Genomic DNA, 21,733 nt, shown 5'->3' with positions numbered 1-21,733 from the left:
CATGGGGCGCGCCCATAGTCATGGGGCCGCCCCTGGTCATGGGGCGCGCCCACCCCGGGACGTATTCACGTATGCACGCGTATGCACGTACGCAGAGAAGTGGTGCCGTCCGCCCCTACGGGCGGGCGGCCACCCCACGCGAGAAGAGGCGACACCGGCGATGCGTGTGCTGATCGTCGAGGACGAGGAGTTCATGGCCGAGGTCATCGGGCTCGGCCTGCGCCGCGAGGGCATCTCGTCCGACGCCGTCCACGACGGCGGGGCGGCGCTGGAGAAGCTGTCGGTCAACGACTACGACATCGTGGTCCTCGACCGCGATCTGCCGGGCGTCCACGGTGACGAGGTCTGCCGCCGTACGGTCGCGGAGCACCCCGGCTGCCGGATCCTGATGCTGACCGCCGCGGGCCGCCTCGGCGACAAGGTGGCCGGCCTCGGACTCGGGGCCGACGACTACCTCCCCAAGCCCTTCGACTTCCCGGAGCTGGTCGCTCGCCTCCGCGCCCTCTACCGCCGGGCCGCCCCCGCGCACGCCCCGACGCTGTCCCTCGGGGACCTCACGCTGGACACCCACCGGCGGCGGGCAGAGCGGGCGGGCCGGGAGATCCGGCTGACGCCGAAGGAACTGGCCGTCCTGGAGCTCCTGATGCGGGCGGAGGGCGGGGTGCTCGGCGCGGAGTACCTGCTGGAGAAGGCGTGGGACGAGGCGGCCGACCCGTTCACCAACGCGGTGCGTCTGGTCATCCACACCCTGCGGCGCAAGCTGGGCACGCCGCCGCTGCTGCACACCTCGGTCGGCGCCGGCTACTACCTGGCGGAGCAGCCGTGACCGCACGGCTCCGGGTCAGCATCCACACCCGGCTCTTCCTCGGCTTCGCGGCCGTCCTGGTGGTCTCCGGGGCCCTGATGGTGGCCGCGGTCTACCTCGGTACGCGGTTCCTGCCCTCCTACGACCTGGGCAGCACGCCCGCCCACACCGACTTCGTGCCGGGCGGCCCGGCGGACAGCCTCCCCGCGCCGTTCCGCACCGTCGACCCGCCGCCCTCGTACGCCGACACGCAGGTGATCCGTTCCAAGGAAGACGTGTGGGACACCGTGCTCACCGTGTCCGTCGCGGGCGCGTCGCTGGTGGCCGCGCTGGGCCTGGCCGCCGGGTGGCTGCTCTCCCGCCGCCTGCTGGCCCCGCTGCACACCATCAACCGGGCGGCGGCCCGTGCGGGCACGGGCGATCTGTCGTACCGGATCCACGCCGACGGGCCGAACGACGAGCTCCGCCAGCTCGCCGACACCTTCGACGACACCCTGGACCGGCTGGAACGCTCCTTCGAGGCCCATCAGCGCTTCGCCGCCAACGCCTCCCACGAGCTCCTCACCCCGCTGGCCACCACTCGTACCGCGCTGCAACTCGCGCAGACGGACGCGTCGGGCCGCGAACTGAGCCGGCTCGCCCCCAAACTGGCCGCCGTCAACGAGCGCAGCATCGAGATCGTGCACGGCCTGCTGCAACTCGCCGGCGCCGAGCACGCCCGGCCCGACACGGAACCGGTCGACCTGGCGGAGATCACCGCGGAGGTCTGCGAGGAGCTGGCCCCCCGCGCCCGGGCCGCCGGGATCACCCTGGAGACCGACCTCAGGACCGTCGCCGGGGGCCGTACGGAGACCGCTGCCGGGGCCCGCACGAAGACCGTTGCCGGGGGCCGTACGCGGACCACTACCGGGGTCGGTACGCAGACCACTACCGGGGCCGGCGCGGAAGCCGGTCGGACGCTGGCGGGAAACACCGCCCTGCTGCGCCGGCTGGTGCACAACCTGATCGACAACGCGCTCACGCACAACGTCCCGGGCACGGACGGCTGGGTGCACGTGTCCGTCCGCACCGGCCGCACAGGCCACGGCGACCCCGGCGGTCCGGGCCCGGCCCATCCGGTCTCCCTGGAGGTCTCCAACTCCGGCCCCGTGCTGGACCCCGAGCACACCGACCGTCTCTTCGAGCCGTTCCACCGCGCCGCCCCCCGCGTGCGCAGCGACCGGACCGGACACGGACTGGGTCTCGCCATCGCCGACGCGGTGGTCCGCGCCCACCACGGCACGATCACCGCGACGGCCGGACCCGGCGGGGGCCTGACCGTACGGGCGGACTTCCCCGGGGCCGCCTGAGCCGGGCGTCGCCCACCGGCCCCGGCCGCCGACGCTACCCGGCCCCGGCCCCGGCCCTCGACGCTCCCGCCCCCGGCATCAGCCGGTGCGGGCGGTCCGGAACCTGCGCCGGTACTCCGTCGGCGTCGCGTTCAGCCGCCGCCGGAAGGCGCGTACCAGGGTGTCCACCGTGCCGAACCCGCAGACGGACGCGATGCGTTCGAGGGTGGCGTCGGAGGACTCCAGTTCGTTGCGCGCCTTCTCGACCCGGACGGACTCGATGTACGCGTGCGGGGTCGTGTTCAGCTCGGTCCTGAAGATCCGGGTGAGGTGACGGTCGCTGACGTGCGCGTGGGCGGCGAGGTCCACGACGGTGAGCCGACGGCCGAGGTTGCGCAGGATGTGGTGGCGGAGGTCCTCGATGCGCCTGGTCGGCGAGATCTGCTCCAGTGGAACGCTGAACTGGCTCTGGCCGCTCGGCCGCTTCAGATACATCACGAGCTGGCGGGCGACCCGCAGGGCGACGGCCTCGCCGAGATCGTCGGCGACGAGGGCGAGGGACAGGTCGAGGCAGGCGCTGATCCCGGCCCCGGTCCAGACGTCGCCCTCGCGGATGAAGATCGGGTCGGCGTCGACCTCGATCTCCGGGTGCGCCGCGGCGAGTTGGGGTGCGGTCGACCAGTGGGTGGTGGCGCGCCTGCCGTCGAGCAGCCCGGCGGCGGCCAGCAGATGCGCCCCGACGCAGACGGAGGCGGTCCGCCGGCTCCGCCCGGCGAGTTCCTTCACCCGCTCCACCAGCGCGGGGTCGACGAGGGCGCGCACCCGGCGCTCGCCGTCGATCTCCACCGAGCCGGGGACGATGAGGGTGTCGATACTCCGCCCGGCCACCTCGTCGAAGGTGAGATCGGGGAGGACGCGGACCCCGGCCCCGGTGGTGACGGGGTCCATGGACGCGGCGGCCAGGACGACCTCGTAGCCGTCCGCGTCCTCGGCTTCGCGCCGGGCGAGCGAGAACACCTCCGGCGGACCGGTGACGTCGAGCAGGTCGACGCCCTCGAAGAGAACGATGACGACGAGTCGTCCGACGGTGTCCATGCCCGGTCTCCCTGTCCAGCCGTACGTCCGGTGGCGGCGGCCACCCGCCTTGAGTGGCTGCGGCCACCAAAGGTGCATGTCGGTATCTGCATGTTAGACGTCATTGCAGACATTACTGCCCGGGTCCTAGCGTGGGAAGCGGCTCACCGACCGAGCCCATCCGTCCCCGATCCGTCCCCGATCCCTCCCCGGCTCTCCCCGGCTCTCCCCGACGTACGACACCCCGAGGCGGTACACCCATGTCCCGAACCACCCTGCGCGAACTCAACGGCTTCGACGCGACCCCGGCCACGCTCGCCGACTCCACGCTGATCCTGGTCGACTACCAGAACACCTACACCCGCGGAGTGATGGAACTCGACGGCTGGCAGGACGCGCTGGACGCCGCCGCTCGCCTGCTGGCCCGGGCCCGCGAGGCGGGGACCAAGGTCGTCCACGTCATCAACGACGGCGGCGAGGGAACTCCGTACGACATCCGGGCCGAGATCGGGCAGATCTGCCCGGCCGTCGCCCCGGCCGACGGCGAGACCGTCGTCGTCAAGGAGGCCCCGGACTCCTTCCACGGCACCGACCTGGGCGAGCACGTCCCGGCGGGCGGGGACGTGATCATCGCGGGCTGGATGACCCATATGTGCGTGGCGTTCACGGCCCAGGGCGCGTTCCTGCGCGGCAACCGCCCCACGGTCGTCGCCGACGCCTGTGCGACCCGGTCCCTGCCGGTCGCCGGGACCGACCTCGACGCCCAGCAGGTGCACCACGCCGCGCTGGCCACCATCGGCGACCTGTACGGGGTGGTCGTCCCGACGCAGGAGTCCCTGAGGTAGCCCGGGAGGGGGTGGCCCGGGCCGGAAATTCCCGCGCGCCCCCTCCGTACCGCGTGATACACCTCCCTGCCATGACCGACCTGATGGCGCCGCCATGACCGACCTGGTGACCGAGCGGCTCGTCCTGTACCCGATATCCGTGGCCGAGGCCGAACAGATGGTGGCGGGCCGGCCGGCCGCCGGCACGGCCTGGGAACCCGGATTCCCGACCGAGGGCGACGTGTCCGTGGCCAAGCGCTTCCTGGCACGCTGCTCGGCCACGGGCGATCCCCGGCCGTTCGGCCCGTACGCGATCCGTCGCCGCTCGGACCACCGGGTGATCGGCGGCGTGGACTTCCACAGTCCCCCGGACGAACACGGCCACGTCACGATCGGTTACGGCGTCGTACCGTCGGCCCAGGGGAAGGGCTACGCCTCCGAAGCTCTCCGCGCCCTCCTGTCGTTCGCCCGGGCCGGCGGCGTCGTCTCGGTGAAGGGGGACGCCGACCACGACAACGTCGCGTCCCAGCGCGTGATGACGACGGCGGGAATGCTTCCGGTCGGGGAGGACGAACGCGTCGCGTACTTCGCCGTCACCTGGGACTCCGCCGCGATGTGAACCACCACGGCCCGGGCTCCGGGCGGGTGCACATTCTTCTCCGCCGATCCTTGCGCCGCGCGACGGCCGGGTGGCAGTGTGCGCACGTCCGAACAGGTAGGCGATCTTCCAAAAGACCAGGTGGGGATGGACGAGCAGGCGTTCGACGCCTTTTACGCCGGGAGCGTGGGCCGACTCATCGGTCAGCTGTACGCCATGATCGGTGACCGCGCCGAGGCGCAGGACGTGGTCCAGGAAGCCTTCGTGCGGGCCTGGGAGCGCCGGGCCGTGCTGGACAAGGACGGGGCGCCGGAGGCGTGGGTGCGCACCGTGGCCTACCGGCTGGCGGTCAGCCGGTGGCGGCGGGTGCGTACCTCCCTCACCTTCGCGAAACGGCAGGGTCCGCCTCCGAACGTACCGCCGCCGGACGATCACCACGTGCTGCTCGTCGCGGCGTTGAAGCAGATCCCCGCGGCGCAGCGGCGGGTCATCGTGCTCCACCACCTGTGTGACCTGGAAGTGAAGCAGGTCGCCGAGGAGACCGACTCCCCCGTGGGCACGGTCAAGGCGCAGCTGAGCCGGGGGCGGGCTGCGCTGGCGAGGATTCTCGCCGATACTGAGCTGGATCCGCGGGCGGACCGGGTGTCGGAGGTGGAACGTGGTTGACGAGACCAGCCTGGACGAGCGGCTCGCCGACCTTGCCACCGGCGGCCGCCAGGGGGCCGTGCCCATGGCCGCCGAGCTGATCCGGGCGCGCGGGGACCGGCGTCGGCGACGCAAGCGGGCCGCCCGGGCGTCGGGCGGTGTGCTGTTGGCCGCCGCGGTGATCGTGGGGGGTCTGTCGTTGGTCCGGCCCGGGTCGGAGCCGGCTCCGACCGCCGCGGATCCGAGCCCGTCCGCGAGCGCTCCCCGGTTCGTGGCCCCGACGCCCGCGCCGGGCGAGGAGTACGCCAGCGAACTCGGCTATGTGTACGGCGCGGTGGACCTGGGCGGGGGCAGGGTCCGGGTCACCGTCCAGCAGCTCCGTGACGAGAAGGGAAGGGCCGTGCCCACCGGCGTGGTGCACGATCTGACCCTGCCGGCGGTGACCCCGGTCGAGGTGGAGCGCCTGGCCGGAGGGGAACCGGCGGACCAGCGGCTGGAGGACGTCGTGGGCAGGCTGCGGTCCGGGCCGCAGTGGGTGTTCGCCCTGGACTACGACGGCGAGGGCCGGGTCCAGTCGCTGCGGGAAGCCCACTGGCTGACCGTGGAGTGACGGCCGGGAGGGCCGGCCGGTACGGCGTCCGGACCCGCTCGGAAAATGGGCTGGCCCGGATGCAACCCGGCGGGCGGTGTGGGGCGTAGAGACCGTGCAACCCGTCCACCCCGGCTTCCAGGAGTACGTTGATCATGCACGCCGCACGCCGCCGGGCCACGTCGCGCCTGCTCACCGTCGTCGCCTCCGGCGCCCTTGTCCTGACCGGCTGCGGCGGGACGACCGAGGACACCGCGGCCCCCTCCCCCGCCGGGACGACGGCCGCCGCACCGGCCGCCGGGGCCACCGCACCAGCCGCCGAGGCCACCGCCGGCGTCCCCTTCGCCGGTACCAAGCAGTTCGTGACGATCGACAAGGCCTGGGCCGAGGGCGGACTGACCAGACTGTCGGTGCGGCCCGCCGAGAAGAAGGTGAACACCCAGTTCGACACCTGGGAGATCGCCCCCGGCACGGGGAAGTACACCACCGTGACCCTGGCGGAGGACGCCCGGGTGCTGCTGACCGTGCCGGTGCGCGGCGATGACGCCCCTGGGTCGGGGGGCGGGGAGCCCCTGCCGGCCTCACAGGCCGAGTTCGTCACCACGCTGACGCAGTTGGACCCCCGGATCCGCGAAGGCGCCGGATTCGACGTGAGCTTCGACGGTGAGGGCCGGGCCACCAAGGTCCAGTCCCTGTACAAGCCGTGAGCCAAGCGCGCCTCTCCGTTCGTGGCCCCGACGCCCGCACCGGGAGGAATACGCCAGTGAACTCGCTTTTGTTTACGACGCGGTGCCAGGGGAGGGGAATACGGTTCGGGTGACTGTGGCGCGGGCTCGCACCGGAAAGGGCGTCGTCACACGCACCGGAGTGGTGCACAGAATGACGCTGCGTCCGGAAACTCCGGTCGAAGTGAAACATGTGACCGACGGAGAAGCGGGGGACTTGCGGATAAACGCGTTGGTGGGTCGGCTGAGCGCCGGACCCCAGTGGGTATTCGCCCTCGACTATGACAGTGAGGGGCGCGTGCAGTCGCTTCGGGAAGCCTACTGGCTGACCGTGAGATGAGCTTCTGACCTGGCAGGGCGGGCTTCCCACCGAACGTCGGCGACACCGTTCCGACGCGCCGGCCAGCGCTGTTCGCCGAGATCCCATCAGCCTTCGCGGCGGTGGGATCTCTCTGGTTTCCGAGGCAGCGAAGCCGTGCGCATCGAAAGAAAAATAATCCGGACCGGATGCAACCCGGTGGAGGAGCTGAGGCGTAGAGAGTGTGTAACCCAAACACACCGAAAAATAGGAGCAGTTGACCATGAAAGCTTTCCTCCGTCACTCCGCCAAGGGCTGGATCACCGCTATCGCTCTCAGCACCCTCGTCCTGACCGGCTGCGGCCAGAAACCCTCGGAAGACCGGGGGTCCGCCACGGCCGCCGAGTCCTCCTCGTCCCCCTCGTCCTCCTCGTCCTCCTCGTCCTCCTCGTCCCCCGAGCCGGCCATGGTCTCTCCTTCTGCGCGGGATGGCCGGGCCGGCTTCCGGACGGACACCGACGGGACCGCCAGCACCCCCGCCCCGTCGTCCACCCCGTCTCTCGCGCCGACCCGCAGGCCGGCCGCCCCGGCAGGCCCCAAGGGCACTGCGGCGCCAAGCGCCAACGCCCCCAGGGACACTGCGGCACCGACCTCCAACGCCCTCTTCGCCGGCACCGAGCAGTTCGTGACCATCAGCAAGGCCTGGAGCAGCAACGGCCGCACCCACCTGTCCGTGCGGTCCGCCCAGAAGAAGATCAACACCCGGTTCGACACGTGGGAGATCACTCCGGGCACGGGCTCCTTCACGACGGTGCCCATGGCCGAGAACGGCCAGGTACTGCTGGCGGTCCCGGTGCGCGGCGAGGTTCCCGGCACCAGCCGCGCCGAGCTGCTCGGGCATTCCCCGGCCCAGCTCGTCACCCTGATCAACCGGCTGGACCCCGCGCTCTCCGACGGCATCGGGTACGACCTGGTCTTCGACGGCACGGGCCAGGTGACCGGCCTGACGTCGCTGTACCGACCCTGAACCACCTCGCGCACCAGGCGGAGGCCTGACAGCGCGTGAGGTCAGGTCACCGGGCGTCCGCCGCGTCCGGTCACCAGCACCGAGCGCAGATGAGCCCGCAGCGTCCCGCGCACACGTTCGGCGCCGAGTGACCCGTGCGGTGTCACCGCGTCGAGGATCAGACCGCCCAGCAGCGCGACGAGCCGCTCCGCCTCTTCGGCCGGCTCGGGCACGTCGAGAACGTCCAGGGCCCGCGTGATCACCTGCCGCATGTCGGCGGCCATCCGCTCGGTCACGGGGCGGAAGACCGGATTCACCCGTGCCGCGACGATGAACTCCACCAGCACGATCGACTCGACGCGCCGTTCGTCGTCGAGCGGCAGCAACTCCTCGACGAGGGCCTGCAACGCGTCCACGGCAGGCTCGCCGTCGAGTCCGGCCAGGGTGTCGGTCGAACAGCGGGTGAGCCTCTTCCCCATACGGTCGCCGACTTCGGTCACGGCCGCGACGAGGAGATTGCGATGATCGTCGAAGTAATGCCGCACCGACCCGATGTTCAACCTCGACTCGGCAGCGACCTTCCGCAGCGAAAGACCGGTGATGCCTTCAGAGACCAAGAGGCGGAAAGCCGCCTCGATAACGTCCTTGCGACGCTGTTCGAGATCGATCCGAGCTGGCATTTCCCTAAAATATCACGGCCGTGACAACACCGAGCGGCCTCGCCACGCTCCCGCTTGGGGGCGGGCGGAGGCCAGCGCTCAGCCGCGTCGCCGCACGACGCGCTTCTCGTCCCACACCGGATCGGGCGACTCGCGGACGGTGCCGTCGGAGCCGAAGACCAGGAACCGGCCGAAGTCCCGGGCGAACCACCGGTCGTGCGTCACCGCTAGCACCGTGCCCTCGAAGCCGCGGAGCCCGTGCTGCAACGCCTCGGCGGAGACGAGGTCGAGGTTGTCGGTGGGTTCGTCCAGCAGGAGCAGCGTCGTACCGCCGAGTTCGAGCAGGAGGATCTGGAAGCGGGCCTGCTGCCCGCCGGACAGCGAGTCGAACGCCTGCTCCGCCGCACCCGCCAGTTCGTAACGCGCCAGTACCCGTGATGCCTCCTCGCGCGGCAGCCCCTCCCGCCGCTCGTCCCCGCGGTGCAGGATGGACACGAGCGTGCGGCCGGCGAGATCGGGCCGCCCGTGGACCTGCGCGAACCAGCCGGGACGCACCCGTGCGCCCAGCCGCGCCACGCCTTGGTGCGACACGGGCTCGACCGGCAGGTCGCCCACCGGCTCGTGCTCGGCCTCGGGGGCGCTGCCGCCGGCGGCGAGCAGGCGCAGGAAGTGCGACTTGCCCGAACCGTTGGAACCGAGCACGGCGACCCGGTCACCGAACCGGACCTCCAGGTCGAACGGCTTCATCAGCCCGGTCAGTTCCAGGCCGGCACAGATCACGGCCCGCTTTCCCGTACGCCCTCCGCGCAGCCGCATCGCCAGATGTTGCTCGCGCGGACGCGCGGGCGGCGGACCCGCGCTCTCGAACCGGTCGAGACGAGTCTGCGCGGAACGGTGACGCGAGGCCATGTCCGAGTTGTAGGAGGCCTTCTGCCGGTACATCTGCACGAGCGCCTTCAGCTTGGCGCGTTCCTCGTCCCAGCGGTTGCGCAGCTCGTCGAACCGCTCGAACCGGTCGGTCCGCGCCCGGTGGTAGCTGTCGAAACCGCCCGGGTGGACCCAGGCGGTGTTCCCCGCCGCGCCGAGCTCGACCGTGACGATGCTCTGCGCCGTGCGCGCCAGCAGCTCGCGGTCGTGACTGACGTACAGGACGGTCTTCGGGGTCTCCAGGAGACGGTCCTCCAGCCAGCGCTTTCCGGGAACGTCCAGGTAGTTGTCGGGCTCGTCGAGCATCAGCACCTGGTAGGGGCCGCGCAGCAGCGCTTCCAGGACGAGCCGCTTCTGCTCGCCGCCCGACAGCGAGTCCACCGCGCGCCGCCCGCACCGGTCGAAGGGGACGCCGAGGGCCTCGGTGGCGCATACGTCCCACAGCACTTCGGCCTCGTAGCCGCCGGCATCGCCCCAGTCGGCCAGCGCGGCCGCGTAGGCCAGCTGCGCCTTGGTGTCCCCGCTCGACTCCAGGGCCGCTTCCGCCGCGTCCACGGCGGCGGCGGCCCGGCGGATCCGGGGATCCGCCACCGACAGCAGCAGGTCGCGCACCCGGTCGCCGTCACGGGCGATGAACTGCCGCATGACGCCCAGGCTTCCGCCCCGGCTCACCGCACCACTGTGCGCCGCGAGGTCCCCGGCGATGATCCGCAGCAACGTGGTCTTGCCGGACCCGTTGGCCCCGATCAACGCGGCCTTGGCCCCCGCCCCGACCCGGAACGTGATCTCGTCCAGCAATACCCTGCCGTCCGGCAGCCCGTAGGAAACAGAGTTGACATCGATATAGCCCACAGCCGCGACATTATCACGGGCGTGATAAATGAGACTCTGCAATTTCGTGCCGCCGTCGCGACCGGAGGGCGGCACGAAATCCCCGACGCTCTTCCCGCCGCATGGTCGACAGGACGCGAAAAGGGGCGGTGGGCCCGCAGGCCCACCGCCCCTTCGTCCACGGACGCGCTACTGAATGACCGTGATCCGGTCCGTCGCCGGCGGGGCCAGCGGGGCGGTGGCCGTGGAGTGGGCCGCCAGGTAGGCGTTGAACAGGTCCAGGTCGGAGGCGCCGACCAGCTTGTTCGTGCCCTGGCCGAGGGCCGCGAAGCCGTCGCCGCCGCCCGCGAGGAACTCGTTCATCGCGACGCGGTAGGTGCGCGCCGGGTCGATCGCGGCACCGTTCAGCTTGATGGTGCCGGCGACCACGCGGTCCGCGCCGCTCTTCGTCAGGTCGAGGGTGTAGGTGAGGCCCTCGGAGATCTGGAGGATCTTCGGGCTGGCCGCGTTGGAGCCGCTGACCTGCTGCTGGAGCGCGGTGACCAGCTGGGCGCCGGTCAGGTCGACGACGTTCATCATGTTGGTGAACGGCTGCACGGTGAACGCCTCGCCGTAGGTGACGACCCCGTCGCCCTCACCGCCCGACGCCTTGTGCACCAGGTCCGCGCGGATGCCGCCCGGGTTCATGAACGCGACTTCCGCGCCGCCCTTGTCGGCCGGGGCGAGGCCTTCGAGCTGGGCGTCGGCGATGACGTTGCCGAGCGGCTTCTCGGGGGCCGTGGAGCCGCGGCCGTTGATGTCGGCGCTGATCCAGCCCTGCGGCTTGCTCGCGATCGGGGCGGCGAGCTTGTTCCAGCGGTCGATCAGGCGCGTCATGTCGGTGGCCCTGGCCTGGTCGCGGGTGACGACGTGGTTCGCGGACTTCACCGACGTACGGACGATGTCCTTCGTGCGGCGGTCGTAGGTGAGCGTGGTGTCCGTGTACACCTTGCCGAACGACGAGGCCGAGGTGACCATGCGCGGCTTGCCCGACGGGTCCGGGACGGTGCACACGTACGCCTGGTGGGTGTGGCCCGTGACCAGGGCGTCCACCTTCGGCGTGATGCCCTTCGCGATGTCGACGATCGGGCCGGAGATGCCGTCGCCCGCGCCGGGGCTGTCACAGTCGTAGTTGTACGAGGTGGAGGCCGGGGCCCCGCCCTCGTGGATCAGCGCGACGATGGACTTGACGCCCTTGCGGTCCAGCTCGCGGGCGTACTTGTTGATCGTCTCGACCTCGTCGTGGAACTTGAGGCCCTTGACGCCGTTCGCGGTGACGATGTCCGGGGTGCCCTCCAGCGTCACACCGATGAAGCCGATCCTGACGCCGTTCTTCTTCCAGACGGTGTACGGCTTCAGCAGCGGCTTGCCGGTCTTCTCCTTGGTCACGTTGGCCGCGAGGTAGGGGAAGTCCGCCCCCTCGAACTCCTTGCCCTTCTCGTAGCAGCCCTCGACCGGGTGGCAGCCGCCGTTCTGGAGGCGGGCCAGCTCGGCCGCGCCCTCGTCGAACTCGTGGTTGCCGACCGCCGTGACGTCCAGGTCGAGGCCGTTCAGCGCCTCGATCGTCGGCTCGTCGTGGAAGAGGCCCGACAGCAGCGGGCTCGCGCCGACCATGTCGCCGCCGGCTGCCGTGACGGAGTACGGGTTGCCCTTGCGCGCGGTGCGCAGCGAGGTCGCCAGGTACTCGACGCCACCGGCCGGGATCGCCTTCACCGTGCCGTCGGGCTGCGTCTCGGAGACGTTGCCCGCCGAACCGGCCGGCGGCTCCAGGTTGCCGTGCAGATCGTTGAACGACAGCAACTGCACGTCGACGGTACGGGGCTGGTGGCCGTGCCCGTGGCCCCGGTCCTGGGCGCCGGCCGGCATCGCGGCGACGAGCGCGCCCAAGGTGGCCAGACCGGCCGTGGCGGCGAGCACCCGCCGTGCCGCACGGTTCTTCTGCGGAGTCGCTGACATCGGTCCCCTTGTGTGTCGGTTGTGTCAGTTGTGTCATTGGTGCAGTTGCGTCAGTCGTTCGCTGGTGTCACGTCTGGGATCCTGCGTGCCGCAGCCTAGAGTCAACGCGCGTAGCGCAACAGGTGTGCGGGGTTACGGACTGGTTGCCATCCGGCCAAATGGCTCGTCAGGAACGCCCCTCATCCGAGGCCGCACACCGCGCCGGCTCCCCCACGGTCCGCAGCACCGCCACCCCGCCGCGCCCCCGCCGGGCGCGTCCGTCGCCGTACGCTCGGAGGCATGACGACTGACGCACCCCTCCCCGCTCCCGGACGCGAGGTCCACACCCTCGACGCACTCGACTCCGCGCAGGCCGACGCCGTCCTCGCCCTGCTCGCCGAGGCCGCCCGCTCGGACGGCCGACAGGCGGTCTCCGAGCAGGGCAGGCTACGGATCCGGGGCGGCCACCGCGACGGCGTACGGCACTTCCTCCTCACCGTCGACGGGACGCTCGCCGGGTACGCCCAGCTGGAGGACACCGACCCCGTCGAGGCCCCGGCCGCCGAGCTGGTCGTCCACCCCGACCGGCGCGGCAGCGGGCACGGCCGGGCGCTGGGCGCGGCCCTCCTCGCCGCGACCGGCAAGCGGCTGCGGGTCTGGGCGCACGGCGGCAGCTCCGCCGCCCGCCACCTGGCCCAGGTCCTCGGCCTCTCCCTCTTCCGCGAACTGCGCCAGCTCCGACGGAGCCTGGTCCCGCTCGACCTCGCGGAGCCCGTCCTGCCCGAGGGCATCACCGTACGGACCTTCGAGCCGGGCCGTGACGACGCCGCCTGGCTCGCCGTGAACCGGGCCGCGTTCGCCCACCACCCCGAGCAGGGGTCCCTGACGCAGCAGGATCTGGACGACCGCAAGGCGGAGCCCTGGTTCGACCCGAAGGGCTTCTTCCTGGCCGAGCGGGACGGGGAGCTCGTCGGCTTCCACTGGACGAAGGTCCACGCCGAGGAGCAGCTCGGCGAGGTCTACGTGGTCGGCGTCCTGCCCGAGGCCCAGGGCGGCGGCCTCGGCAAGGCGCTGACCTCGATCGGGCTGCGCCACCTGGCCGCCGAGGCGCTGCCCACCGCGATGCTCTACGTGGACGCGGACAACACGGCGGCCGTGACGGTGTACGAGCGCATCGGCTTCACGACGCACGAGGTGGACCTGATGTACCGCACGGAGTCCTGACACCCCGGCAGACGGGCGAGGGGCGGCGTCACTTGACGCCGCCCCTTCTTTGCACCACCCTTTCACTACTCAATTAGTGAAAGGGTGGTGCAGCGCATGACAGCCGAATCCGCAGCGGTCGAGTTCCGCATCGACCGGCGCAGCGGCGTCGCCACCTACCTCCAGATCGTCCAGCAGACGAAGCAGGCCCTGCGCCTGGGCGTGCTCGAACCGGGCGATCGGCTGCCGACCGCCCGCGAGGTCGTGGAAGCCACCGCGATCAACCCGAACACGGTCCTCAAGGCCTACCGCGAGCTGGAGCGCGAAGGCCTCGTCGAGGCCCGCCGCGGGCTCGGCACCTTCGTCCGCAGGACGCTCGGAACGCTGGGCACGCTGGGCAGCGCGGCCGACACGACCGCCGCCGACGCACCGCTGCGCACCGAACTCGCCGACTGGGCCCGCCGGGCCCGGGCGGCCGGCCTGGAGAAGGACGACGTCGGCGCGCTCTTCACCGCCGTACTGGACACCACGTACAAGGGGGACGAGGAACGATGACCGGCGTCGCGATCGAGGCACACGGCCTCGGAAGGACCTATGGGCGCGGGGGCGGCCGCCACCGCGCCCTGCACGACTGCTCGTTCCGGCTGCCCGCCGGCCGCGTCTGCGCCCTCGTCGGGCCCAACGGCGCGGGCAAGTCGACCCTGCTGAACCTGGCGGCCGGACTGGACCGCCCCAGCGCCGGGTCCCTCACCGTCCTCGGCTCCCCCACCCCCGGCGACGTTCGCGACCGCATGGCCTTCGTCTCCCAGGACAAGCCCCTGTACCCGCAGCTCACCGTCGCCGACACCCTGTGGGCCGGGGCCGAGCTGAACCCGGGGACCTGGGACCGCGCCACCGCCGACCGGATCGCCGGACCGCTGCCGCGCAAGGCCCGCGTCCGCACCCTCTCCGGCGGGCAGCGGACCCGGCTCGCGCTGGCCCTCGCACTCGGCAAGCGGCCCGAACTGATGCTGCTGGACGAGCCGATGGCCGACCTCGACCCGCTCGCCCGGCACGAGCTGATGGGCGTCCTGATGGCGGAGACCGCCGAGCACGGCACCAGCATCGTGATGTCCTCGCATATCCTCACCGAGCTGGAGGGCGCCTGCGACTACCTCCTGTTCGTCGACGGCGGGCGCGTCCGGCTCGGCGGCGAGGCCGAGGACATCGTCTCCGCCCACGCCCTCCTCACCGGCCGGACGCAGGACCTCTCCCCGCACACCGTCGTCGAATCCCGCACGACGGGACGTCAGCTCACCGCGCTCGTCAGGAAGGAGGGCCCCGTGGACACCGCCGCCTGGGCCGTCACGGAACCGTCCCTGGAGGAGCTGCTGCTCGCCCACCTCCGCTCCCCGGACGCCTCGCCGCTGCTGACGCCGAGCGCGAACGTCATCGCGGGCGCGGCCGATGCGGAGGTGGCCGCAGCATGAGCACGCTCACGCCCCCGAAGCCCGACACGGCCACCGCCCCCGCGCCCGCCCGCGCCACCCTGCGGGGGCCTGTGCGGGTGGTGCTGCGGGTGCACCGCAAGGCCCTCTGGGCGGGAGCCGCCCTGCTGGTCCTCGGCATCGGCTTCGTCATCGCGCTCCGCGTCTGGATGGCCTCCTCGAAGGTGCTGTGCGCCGACGGCGACATCACCGCGTGCGGCGACGACATCTACGTCCCCAGCTACGCCCACACGTCCACCGAAGCCTTCCTGGTCAACGGCGGCACGGTGCTGGTCCTCCTGGCCGCGCTCATCGGCGTCTTCGTGGCGGGCCCGCTGATCGCCCGCGAACTGGAGAGCGGCACGTTCCGGCTGGCCTGGGCACAATCGGTCTCCCCCGCCCACTGGCTGGCCGCCCGGCTGGCCGTGCCCGCCGCGCTGACGGTCACCGGTCTGACGGTCCTGATCGTCGTCCTCCGCTGGGGGCTGTGGGCCCTGCGGGCGGGCCCGGACACCCCGGGGCTCAGGTGGTACGCCAACGGCGTGTTCCCCGGCACCGGGCCCGCGATCCTCGGCTACGCGCTGCTGTCCGTGGCGGTCGGGGCGTTGTGCGCGGTGCTCGTCCGCCGCACCCTGCTGTCCATGGCCCTGAGCGCGCTCGTGCTCGCGGCGGTGGGCATCGGCCTCGGCACGCGGCGGTACCTGCTGTGGCCCGCCGTCCTCCGTCAGGGCGAGGGACCCGGGCTGCTGCGTGACAGCGACTGGCACCTGGAAGGCGGCAAGCTGACCGCGTCGGGCAGCAAGGTGTACTGGCGGGACTGCTACCACGCCGGCTCGGTGGACGGCTACGAAGCCTGTATGCGCGACCGGGGCGGGGTGACCCCGTTCGCCGAGGTGCACCCCGCCTCCCACTACTGGCCCCTCCAGCTCGTCGAGACCGGCATCCTGCTCGCCCTCGCCGCCCTCGCCGTGTTCGCCGCCTTCCGGGTCCTGCGCCGCCTGCACGGCTGACCGCCCCCGCCCTCCGCAGGACCGCCGTCCGGGCCCCACGAGGGGTGGGCCCGGACGGCGGACGCGTACGGCCGACCCTGAGGAGCCCAGCGTGCCGAACACGCGCGCCCGCCCCGCTCGGCAACCCGGCGCGCCGAACACGTACAGTGACGGCGAGGCCCACCCGCAGGCACACCGCTTCCTGGACGTCATGTCGCCGTTACCGGCCATTCAGACGTCCTTGCGACCCTCACGGGATGCAGCCAGCTGTGCCCGCCCCCCGCCGCAACGGGAGAGCCCGGGGAAACGCCACTCAGGGCTCCCCCGGCCGTGACCCGGGGTTTCCCGGGCCTTCCGCGATCTTTCCGGGCTCCGACGCGCCTGAGGAGCGCTCAGCGCGGAACAATAGGTCCATGAGCCAGCAGCCCAGCTCCGAGGTCCCGGTCCAGCCCGCCGCCCAGCCGTCCGTCGGCTCACTCGCCGCGCACCGGCCGCACGCCACCCCCGCGTCCAACGGGGTCGGCTTCTCCACCGCCGCCGATCTGGATCCCGATCTGGACGCCGACGCGGACGCCTACGAGCCCGACCGGGACGGCGACGAGCTGCCCCAGGGCCGCTTCCTGGATCGCGAACGCAGCTGGCTCGCGTTCAACGAACGGGTCCTGGAGCTGGCCGAGGACCCGAACACGCCCATCCTGGAGCGGGCCAACTTCCTCGCCATCTTCGCGTCGAACCTGGACGAGTTCTTCATGGTCCGGGTGGCCGGCCTCAAGCGCCGCATCGCCACCGGCGTCGCCACCCGCTCCGCCTCCGGCCTCCAGCCCCGCGAGGTCCTGGACCTCATCTGGACCCGCTCGCGCGAACTCATGGCCCGGCACGCCGCCTGCTACCAGCAGGACATCGCCCCGGACCTGTCCGACGAGGGCATCCAGCTGATCCGCTGGCCGGACCTGACCGAGAAGGAGCAGGCCCGCCTGTTCACCTTCTTCCGGCAGCGCGTCTTCCCGGTCCTGACCCCGCTGGCCGTCGACCCCGCGCACCCCTTCCCGTACATCTCCGGGCTCTCCCTCAACCTCGCCGTCGTCGTCCGCAACCCGGTCAGCGGCCACCGCCACTTCGCCCGGGTCAAGGTCCCGCCGCTGCTGACCCGCTTCCTGGAGGCCTCGCCCCAGCGGTACGTCCCCATCGAGGACGTCATCGCGGCGCACCTGGAGGAGCTGTTCCCGGGCATGGAGGTGCTGGCGCACCACATGTTCCGGGTCACCAGGAACGAGGACCTGGAGGTCGAGGAGGACGACACGGAGAACCTCCTCCAGGCCCTGGAGAAGGAGCTCATGCGCCGCCGGTTCGGCCCGCCGGTGCGCCTGGAGGTCGAGGAGTCCATCGACCCGTACGTCCTGGACCTGCTGGTCCGCGAGCTGAAGGTGTCCGACGCGGAGGTCTACCCGCTGCCCGGACCGCTCGACCTGACCGGGCTGTTCGCCATCGCCTCGCTGGACCGGCCGGAGCTGAAGTTCCCCAAGTTCATCGCGGGCACCCACCGGGACCTGGCCGAGGTGGAGTCCGCCTCCGCTCCCGACATCTTCGCCGCCCTGCGCGAACGCGACGTGCTGCTCCACCACCCGTACGACTCGTTCTCCACCTCCGTCCAGGCGTTCCTGGAGCAGGCGGCGGGCGACCCGGACGTGCTGGCCATCAAGCAGACGCTGTACCGCACCTCCGGCGACTCCCCGATAGTGGACGCCCTCATCGACGCCGCCGAGTCCGGCAAGCAGGTCCTCGTCCTCGTCGAGATCAAGGCCCGCTTCGACGAGCAGGCCAACATCAAGTGGGCCCGCAAGCTGGAGGAGTCCGGCTGCCACGTCGTGTACGGCCTCGTCGGGCTGAAGACCCACTGCAAGCTCTCCCTCGTCGTCCGCCAGGAGGGCGACACGCTGCGCCGCTACTCCCACGTCGGCACCGGCAACTACCACCCCAAGACGGCCCGGCTGTACGAGGACCTCGGCCTGCTCACGGCCGACCCGCAGGTCGGGGCGGACCTCTCCGACCTGTTCAACCGGCTCTCCGGCTACTCCCGCCGCGAGACCTACCGCCGCCTCCTGGTCGCCCCGAAGTCCCTGCGCGACGGGCTGATCGCCCGGATCAACAAGGAGATCGCCCACCACCGCGCGGGCCGCCCCGCCTACGTGCGGATCAAGGTCAACTCGATGGTCGACGAAGCGATCATCGACGCCTGCTACCGGGCCGCCCAGGCGGGCGTCCCCGTCGACATCTGGGTGCGCGGGATCTGCGCGATCCGCCCCGGCGTCGCCGGGCTCTCCGAGAACATCCGGGTCCGCTCCATACTCGGCCGCTTCCTCGAACACTCCCGGGTCTTCTCCTTCGGCAACGGCGGCGAGCCCGAGGTGTGGTTCGGCAGCGCCGACATGATGCACCGCAACCTCGACCGCCGGATCGAAGCCCTGGTCCGGGTCACCGACCCCGCCCACCGCGCCGCACTCAGCCGACTCCTGGAGACCGGTATGGCCGACACCACCGCCTCCTGGCACCTGGGCCCCGACGGGAACTGGACCCGGCACGCCACGGATGCGGACGGCCAGCCGCTGCGGCACGTCCAGGAAATGCTCATCGACGCCCGGAGGCGCAGGCGTGCGACGCCCTGACCAGCAGACGACGACCCGGCCGACGCCGGACGCGGCCCCCGGCACCCCACCGGACGCGCCGCCCGCCCACACCACCGCGGGACCGGGAGCACCGGGGGCACAGCCCCTCACCGACACCCCAGGACCGGGACTACAGCGCCTCACCGACACCACGGCGGCGGTTCGCCCCCCGGACCCCGGCGGCTCCCGCCCCACCGGCTCCCGACCCGCCGGGGACCTGACCACGGAGGCGGTCCTCGCGCCCTACCTCCGGGGGCAGGCCGCCGACTTCCTGCGGAGCCTGCGCCTGCACCACGAGCACAGCGCTCCCGCGGAGTCCGGCGGCCACGACGCCGCGGCCGCCACCCGCGCCCTGCGCCGCTCGGCCCGCCGGATCAGCGGCTGCCTGCACACCTTCCGGGCCGCGCTCGACCCGCTCTGGGCCGACCAGCTCCGCGCCGAACTGACCTGGCTCTCCGGCGTCCTCGCCCGCGAACACGCCTACGCGGGCCGCCTCACCCGGCTCGTCGCGGCCCTGCACCAGCTCTCCGGCCCCGTTCTCCCCGCCGCCCGGGGCGTCCGGGCCGCCGGGGACGGCGCCGCCTCCGACGCCCAGGGCCGCGCCGCCCTCGGGGTCGGGGCCGCACGGGCGGGGGCGCTGCTGGAACGCCGCCTCACCCTCGCCCGGACCCGGTCCCACTCCGCGGCCCTCCAGGCACTCGGCTCCTCCCGCTTCCACGCGGTCGCCGACGCCGTGGCGCTCCTGGCCTCCGACGTGCCCCTGGCCCCGGGCCCCGCGGGCCGGACCGCCGAGGCCCTCCTGGAGCCCGCCGAACACGCCGAGCAACGCCTCCTCACCGCCGTGGCCGCCCTTCCGCCCGACGACTCGGAGCCGTACAACGAGGCGCAGGACGCGGCGTGGCACCAGACCCGCCTGCTGCTGCGGCTGCACCGGTACGCCCACGAGGTCGTCCTCGGCGCCACCGACCCGGCCCTGACCGGCGCGGGCCGCGCCCTCGACCTGCACCGGGACGCCGTGGAGGCGGCCGGGGCGGCGGCCGCGGCGGCCCGCACCCCCCGGATCGCCCCGGCCACGGCGTACGCGCTGGGCGTGCTCCACGCGGACCAGCGCCACGAGGTGGAGGCGGCACGTGCCGTCTTCCGGGAGACCTGGCCGTACGCCGCGGCCCTGAGCACCCCATGAGCGGGGGCCCGGGGGCCACCGGGCCCGAGAAGAACCGCACCGGCACCGTCCGGGCCGCGGGCTGCGTGCTGTGGCGCCGCGCCCCGGACGGGGGCGGGGTCGAGGTCTGCCTGGTCCACCGGCCCCGTTACGACGACTGGTCCTTCCCCAAGGGCAAGCTGAAGCGCGGCGAGGACCCGCTGGCCGCCGCCGTACGGGAAGTGCTGGAGGAGACCGGCCACCACTGCGCCCCCGGAGATCGGCTGCCGACCTCCCGCTACCCGGTGGACGGCCGGCCCAAGGAGGTCGCCTACTGGGCGGCCGAGGCGACCGGGGGCTCCTTCACCGCCAACGACGAGGTGGACCGCATCCTGTGGCTGGCCCCCGACGCCGCCCGGATCCGGCTCACCCAGCCCCGCGACGTCCGGCAGCTGACCGCCCTGCTGGACACCCTCGCCGCGCCCTGACCCGCGCCCTGAACCGCACCCTGACCTGCGCTCCGACCTGCGCTGCGACCCGCCCCGATCCGCGTTCCGAACCGGCCCGGATCCGCGTTCCGAACCGCGCCCCGGCCAACCGTCCCGGACCGGCCGCACCCACCTGCCCGACACGGTTCACCTGCCGTTCACTCTCCCCCGTCGGCGGCTTCACCTGTTCTGCCTAATTTCGGACGTACACGGTGCGCGGCGGCAAGCCACAGCACCGCTCCTCATCGCACGCCGTCGTAGAACGAAATGACCACGGCGGCTCCTGGAAGGAACACCCGAAAGTGAAGCTTCAGCGCAAGAACCGGCTTCGTGCCACCGCGCTCGGTGCCCTCGCCGTCTCCGGCGCCCTGGTCCTCACGGCGTGCGGTTCGGACGACAACACCGGTGGCGGTACGGCCGGCGCGGGCGAGAAGACGACCGCCGCGTCGAACGTCGACTGCGGCAAGGCCAAGGGCCAGCTGCGCGCCTCCGGCTCCAGCGCCCAGAAGAACGCCATGGACCTCTGGGTCAAGAACTACATGGCCGCCTGTTCCGGCGTGGAGATCAACTACAACTCCTCCTCCTCCGGCGAGGGCATCGTCGCCTTCAACCAGGGCACCGTCGGCTTCGCCGGCTCCGACTCGGCGCTGAAGCCCGAGGAGGTCGCCGACTCCAAGAAGATGTGCAAGACCGGCCAGGGCATCAACCTGCCGATGGTCGGCGGCCCGGTCGCGATCGGCTTCAAGCTGGAGGGCGTCGACAGCCTCACGCTGGACGCCCCGACCCTCGCCAAGATCTTCGACAGCAAGATCAAGAAGTGGAACGACCCGGCGATCGCCAAGCTGAACGACGGCGTCGAGCTGCCGGACAAGGCGATCCAGGCCTTCCACCGCTCCGAGGACTCCGGCACCACGCAGAACCTCGGCAAGTACCTCGGCGCCGCGGCCCCGAACGAGTGGAAGTACGAGGCCGAGAAGAAGTGGCCGGCCCCCGGTGGCCAGGCCGCGTCCGGCTCCTCCGGCGTCGCCGCCCAGGTCAAGCAGGTCGACGGTGCGATCGGCTACTTCGAGCTCTCCTACGCCAAGTCCCAGTCCATCCCGACCGTGGACATCAACACCGGTGGCGCCGCCCCGGTGAAGGCCACCTCGGAGAACGCCTCCAAGGCCATCGCCGCCGCCAAGGTCAAGGGCACCGGCAAGGACCTGGCGCTCGACCTCGACTACACCACCAAGGCCGAGGGCGCCTACCCGCTGGTCCTGGTGACGTACGAGGTCGTCTGCGACAGCGGCAACAAGCCCGAGACGCTCGACACCGTCAAGTCCTTCCTCTCCTACGCCGCCTCCGACGACGGCCAGAAGATCCTGACCGACGCCGGCTACGCCCCGATCCCGGCCGAGATCAACGCCAAGGTCCGCGAGACCATCGGCTCCCTCTCGTAACACCCGGGGCGGCCGGGCCCACCCGGCCCGGCCGCCCACCGGCGTAACCGTCACCGGCGCC

General features: G+C 72.2%; 21 protein-coding genes. 16 read left to right on the top strand and 5 right to left on the bottom strand.

Annotation, left to right across the window (positions count from 1 at the left end; translation table 11 throughout):
- The first annotated feature begins 160 nt into the window (after positions 1–160).
- Together ACH4RG_RS32900 and ACH4RG_RS32895 are read left to right on the top strand one after the other, a co-directional pair.
- Positions 161–826: a response regulator transcription factor gene (locus ACH4RG_RS32900; RefSeq protein ID WP_018959884.1), complete on the top strand. Its 666-nt coding sequence runs from the start codon at positions 161–163 to the stop codon at positions 824–826.
- Entirely contained in the window at positions 823–2,154 is a 1,332-nt protein-coding gene (locus ACH4RG_RS32895) for a sensor histidine kinase (RefSeq protein WP_397924919.1), read from the top strand. Before ACH4RG_RS32900 ends, ACH4RG_RS32895 begins: the two co-directional genes overlap by 4 nt.
- A 78-nt stretch (positions 2,155–2,232) precedes the next feature.
- Here the strand turns inward: ACH4RG_RS32895 and ACH4RG_RS32890 are convergent, their stop codons facing one another.
- Positions 2,233–3,228, bottom strand: coding sequence for a GlxA family transcriptional regulator (locus ACH4RG_RS32890; RefSeq protein WP_397924917.1), 996 nt, complete (start codon positions 3,226–3,228; stop codon positions 2,233–2,235).
- Between the two features lie 239 nt (positions 3,229–3,467).
- Here ACH4RG_RS32890 and ACH4RG_RS32885 point away from each other — a divergent pair, with 239 nt between their 5' ends.
- The 5 genes from ACH4RG_RS32885 to ACH4RG_RS32865 all read left to right on the top strand — a co-directional run bounded on the left by ACH4RG_RS32885 (position 3,468) and on the right by ACH4RG_RS32865 (position 6,570).
- The gene (locus ACH4RG_RS32885; RefSeq protein ID WP_397924915.1) at positions 3,468–4,052 is read left to right on the top strand and encodes an isochorismatase family protein; all 585 of its coding nucleotides are present in this window, start codon (positions 3,468–3,470) and stop codon (positions 4,050–4,052) included.
- Between the two features lie 94 nt (positions 4,053–4,146).
- The gene (locus ACH4RG_RS32880) at positions 4,147–4,650 is read left to right on the top strand and encodes a GNAT family N-acetyltransferase (RefSeq protein WP_398540660.1); all 504 of its coding nucleotides are present in this window, start codon (positions 4,147–4,149) and stop codon (positions 4,648–4,650) included.
- A gap of 126 nt (positions 4,651–4,776) precedes the next feature.
- Positions 4,777–5,295 (top strand): SigE family RNA polymerase sigma factor, encoded by a 519-nt coding sequence (locus ACH4RG_RS32875; RefSeq protein WP_397924911.1) that lies wholly within the window; start codon positions 4,777–4,779, stop codon positions 5,293–5,295.
- Positions 5,288–5,884, top strand: a complete 597-nt coding sequence (locus ACH4RG_RS32870; RefSeq protein WP_398163626.1) for a hypothetical protein — start codon at positions 5,288–5,290, stop codon at positions 5,882–5,884. Before ACH4RG_RS32875 ends, ACH4RG_RS32870 begins: the two co-directional genes overlap by 8 nt.
- 134 nt (positions 5,885–6,018) lie before the next feature.
- Positions 6,019–6,570, top strand: a complete 552-nt coding sequence (locus ACH4RG_RS32865; protein ID WP_397924907.1) for a hypothetical protein — start codon at positions 6,019–6,021, stop codon at positions 6,568–6,570.
- Positions 6,571–7,186: 616 nt separating this feature from the next.
- Here ACH4RG_RS32865 and ACH4RG_RS32860 read toward each other — a convergent pair.
- Positions 7,187–7,354, bottom strand: a complete 168-nt coding sequence (locus tag ACH4RG_RS32860) for a hypothetical protein (protein ID WP_398540659.1) — start codon at positions 7,352–7,354, stop codon at positions 7,187–7,189.
- A gap of 217 nt (positions 7,355–7,571) precedes the next feature.
- Between ACH4RG_RS32860 and ACH4RG_RS32855 the strand changes: the two genes are divergently transcribed.
- The gene (locus tag ACH4RG_RS32855) at positions 7,572–7,913 is read left to right on the top strand and encodes a hypothetical protein (RefSeq protein ID WP_397924903.1); all 342 of its coding nucleotides are present in this window, start codon (positions 7,572–7,574) and stop codon (positions 7,911–7,913) included.
- Positions 7,914–7,954: 41 nt separating this feature from the next.
- On the opposite strand, the gene ACH4RG_RS32850 is transcribed toward ACH4RG_RS32855, so the two are convergent.
- From ACH4RG_RS32850 to ACH4RG_RS32840, 3 genes are all read right to left on the bottom strand, one after another.
- Positions 7,955–8,572, bottom strand: a complete 618-nt coding sequence (locus tag ACH4RG_RS32850) for a TetR/AcrR family transcriptional regulator (protein ID WP_397924901.1) — start codon at positions 8,570–8,572, stop codon at positions 7,955–7,957.
- 78 nt (positions 8,573–8,650) lie between these two features.
- On the bottom strand, positions 8,651–10,330 hold the full coding sequence (locus tag ACH4RG_RS32845) for an ATP-binding cassette domain-containing protein (RefSeq protein WP_397931143.1): 1,680 nt from the start codon (positions 10,328–10,330) through the stop codon (positions 8,651–8,653).
- A gap of 168 nt (positions 10,331–10,498) precedes the next feature.
- Positions 10,499–12,304: a bifunctional metallophosphatase/5'-nucleotidase gene (locus ACH4RG_RS32840; RefSeq protein ID WP_397924897.1), complete on the bottom strand. Its 1,806-nt coding sequence runs from the start codon at positions 12,302–12,304 to the stop codon at positions 10,499–10,501.
- 279 nt (positions 12,305–12,583) lie between these two features.
- Between ACH4RG_RS32840 and mshD the strand changes: the two genes are divergently transcribed.
- The 8 genes from mshD (at position 12,584) to pstS (ending at position 21,672) form a co-directional block, all read left to right on the top strand.
- Positions 12,584–13,507, top strand: coding sequence for a mycothiol synthase (gene mshD, locus ACH4RG_RS32835; protein WP_397924895.1), 924 nt, complete (start codon positions 12,584–12,586; stop codon positions 13,505–13,507).
- Between the two features lie 96 nt (positions 13,508–13,603).
- Positions 13,604–14,041: a GntR family transcriptional regulator gene (locus ACH4RG_RS32830; protein ID WP_397924893.1), complete on the top strand. Its 438-nt coding sequence runs from the start codon at positions 13,604–13,606 to the stop codon at positions 14,039–14,041.
- Positions 14,038–14,955 (top strand): ABC transporter ATP-binding protein, encoded by a 918-nt coding sequence (locus ACH4RG_RS32825; protein ID WP_398540658.1) that lies wholly within the window; start codon positions 14,038–14,040, stop codon positions 14,953–14,955. Before ACH4RG_RS32830 ends, ACH4RG_RS32825 begins: the two co-directional genes overlap by 4 nt.
- Positions 14,952–15,962: an ABC transporter permease gene (locus ACH4RG_RS32820; protein ID WP_397924890.1), complete on the top strand. Its 1,011-nt coding sequence runs from the start codon at positions 14,952–14,954 to the stop codon at positions 15,960–15,962. The genes ACH4RG_RS32825 and ACH4RG_RS32820 overlap by 4 nt, the downstream gene beginning before the upstream one ends.
- A gap of 392 nt (positions 15,963–16,354) precedes the next feature.
- Complete coding sequence (locus ACH4RG_RS32815) at positions 16,355–18,604, top strand: RNA degradosome polyphosphate kinase (protein WP_397924888.1); 2,250 nt, start codon at positions 16,355–16,357, stop codon at positions 18,602–18,604.
- Positions 18,591–19,787 (top strand): CHAD domain-containing protein, encoded by a 1,197-nt coding sequence (locus ACH4RG_RS32810; protein ID WP_397924886.1) that lies wholly within the window; start codon positions 18,591–18,593, stop codon positions 19,785–19,787. Before ACH4RG_RS32815 ends, ACH4RG_RS32810 begins: the two co-directional genes overlap by 14 nt.
- Entirely contained in the window at positions 19,784–20,233 is a 450-nt protein-coding gene (locus ACH4RG_RS32805; RefSeq protein WP_397924884.1) for an NUDIX hydrolase, read from the top strand. Before ACH4RG_RS32810 ends, ACH4RG_RS32805 begins: the two co-directional genes overlap by 4 nt.
- Positions 20,234–20,535: 302 nt before the next feature.
- Positions 20,536–21,672 (top strand): phosphate ABC transporter substrate-binding protein PstS, encoded by a 1,137-nt coding sequence (gene pstS, locus ACH4RG_RS32800; RefSeq protein ID WP_397924882.1) that lies wholly within the window; start codon positions 20,536–20,538, stop codon positions 21,670–21,672.
- Positions 21,673–21,733 lie beyond the last annotated feature (61 nt).

Source organism: Streptomyces sp. NPDC021019, assembly GCF_044333295.1.
Classification (GTDB): Bacteria; Actinomycetota; Actinomycetes; order Streptomycetales; family Streptomycetaceae; genus Streptomyces.
The sequence above is the reverse complement of the archived record's forward strand: the minus strand, read 5'-3'. Positions and strand labels throughout refer to the sequence as shown.

Bases quoted from the DNA above. Each gene is read 5' to 3' on its own strand.
- ACH4RG_RS32900 (WP_018959884.1), top strand. From the start codon at position 161: ATGCGTGTGCTGATCGTCGAGGACGAGGAGTTCATGGCCGAGGTCATC.
- ACH4RG_RS32890 (WP_397924917.1), bottom strand. From the start codon at position 3,228: ATGGACACCGTCGGACGACTCGTCGTCATCGTTCTCTTCGAGGGCGTC.
- ACH4RG_RS32885 (WP_397924915.1), top strand. From the start codon at position 3,468: ATGTCCCGAACCACCCTGCGCGAACTCAACGGCTTCGACGCGACCCCG.
- ACH4RG_RS32880 (WP_398540660.1), top strand. From the start codon at position 4,147: ATGACCGACCTGGTGACCGAGCGGCTCGTCCTGTACCCGATATCCGTG.
- ACH4RG_RS32875 (WP_397924911.1), top strand. From the start codon at position 4,777: ATGGACGAGCAGGCGTTCGACGCCTTTTACGCCGGGAGCGTGGGCCGA.
- ACH4RG_RS32865 (WP_397924907.1), top strand. From the start codon at position 6,019: ATGCACGCCGCACGCCGCCGGGCCACGTCGCGCCTGCTCACCGTCGTC.
- ACH4RG_RS32860 (WP_398540659.1), bottom strand. From the start codon at position 7,354: ATGGCCGGCTCGGGGGACGAGGAGGACGAGGAGGACGAGGAGGACGAG.
- ACH4RG_RS32850 (WP_397924901.1), bottom strand. From the start codon at position 8,572: ATGCCAGCTCGGATCGATCTCGAACAGCGTCGCAAGGACGTTATCGAG.
- ACH4RG_RS32840 (WP_397924897.1), bottom strand. From the start codon at position 12,304: ATGTCAGCGACTCCGCAGAAGAACCGTGCGGCACGGCGGGTGCTCGCC.
- mshD (WP_397924895.1), top strand. From the start codon at position 12,584: ATGACGACTGACGCACCCCTCCCCGCTCCCGGACGCGAGGTCCACACC.
- ACH4RG_RS32830 (WP_397924893.1), top strand. From the start codon at position 13,604: ATGACAGCCGAATCCGCAGCGGTCGAGTTCCGCATCGACCGGCGCAGC.
- ACH4RG_RS32825 (WP_398540658.1), top strand. From the start codon at position 14,038: ATGACCGGCGTCGCGATCGAGGCACACGGCCTCGGAAGGACCTATGGG.
- ACH4RG_RS32820 (WP_397924890.1), top strand. From the start codon at position 14,952: ATGAGCACGCTCACGCCCCCGAAGCCCGACACGGCCACCGCCCCCGCG.
- ACH4RG_RS32815 (WP_397924888.1), top strand. From the start codon at position 16,355: ATGAGCCAGCAGCCCAGCTCCGAGGTCCCGGTCCAGCCCGCCGCCCAG.
- ACH4RG_RS32805 (WP_397924884.1), top strand. From the start codon at position 19,784: ATGAGCGGGGGCCCGGGGGCCACCGGGCCCGAGAAGAACCGCACCGGC.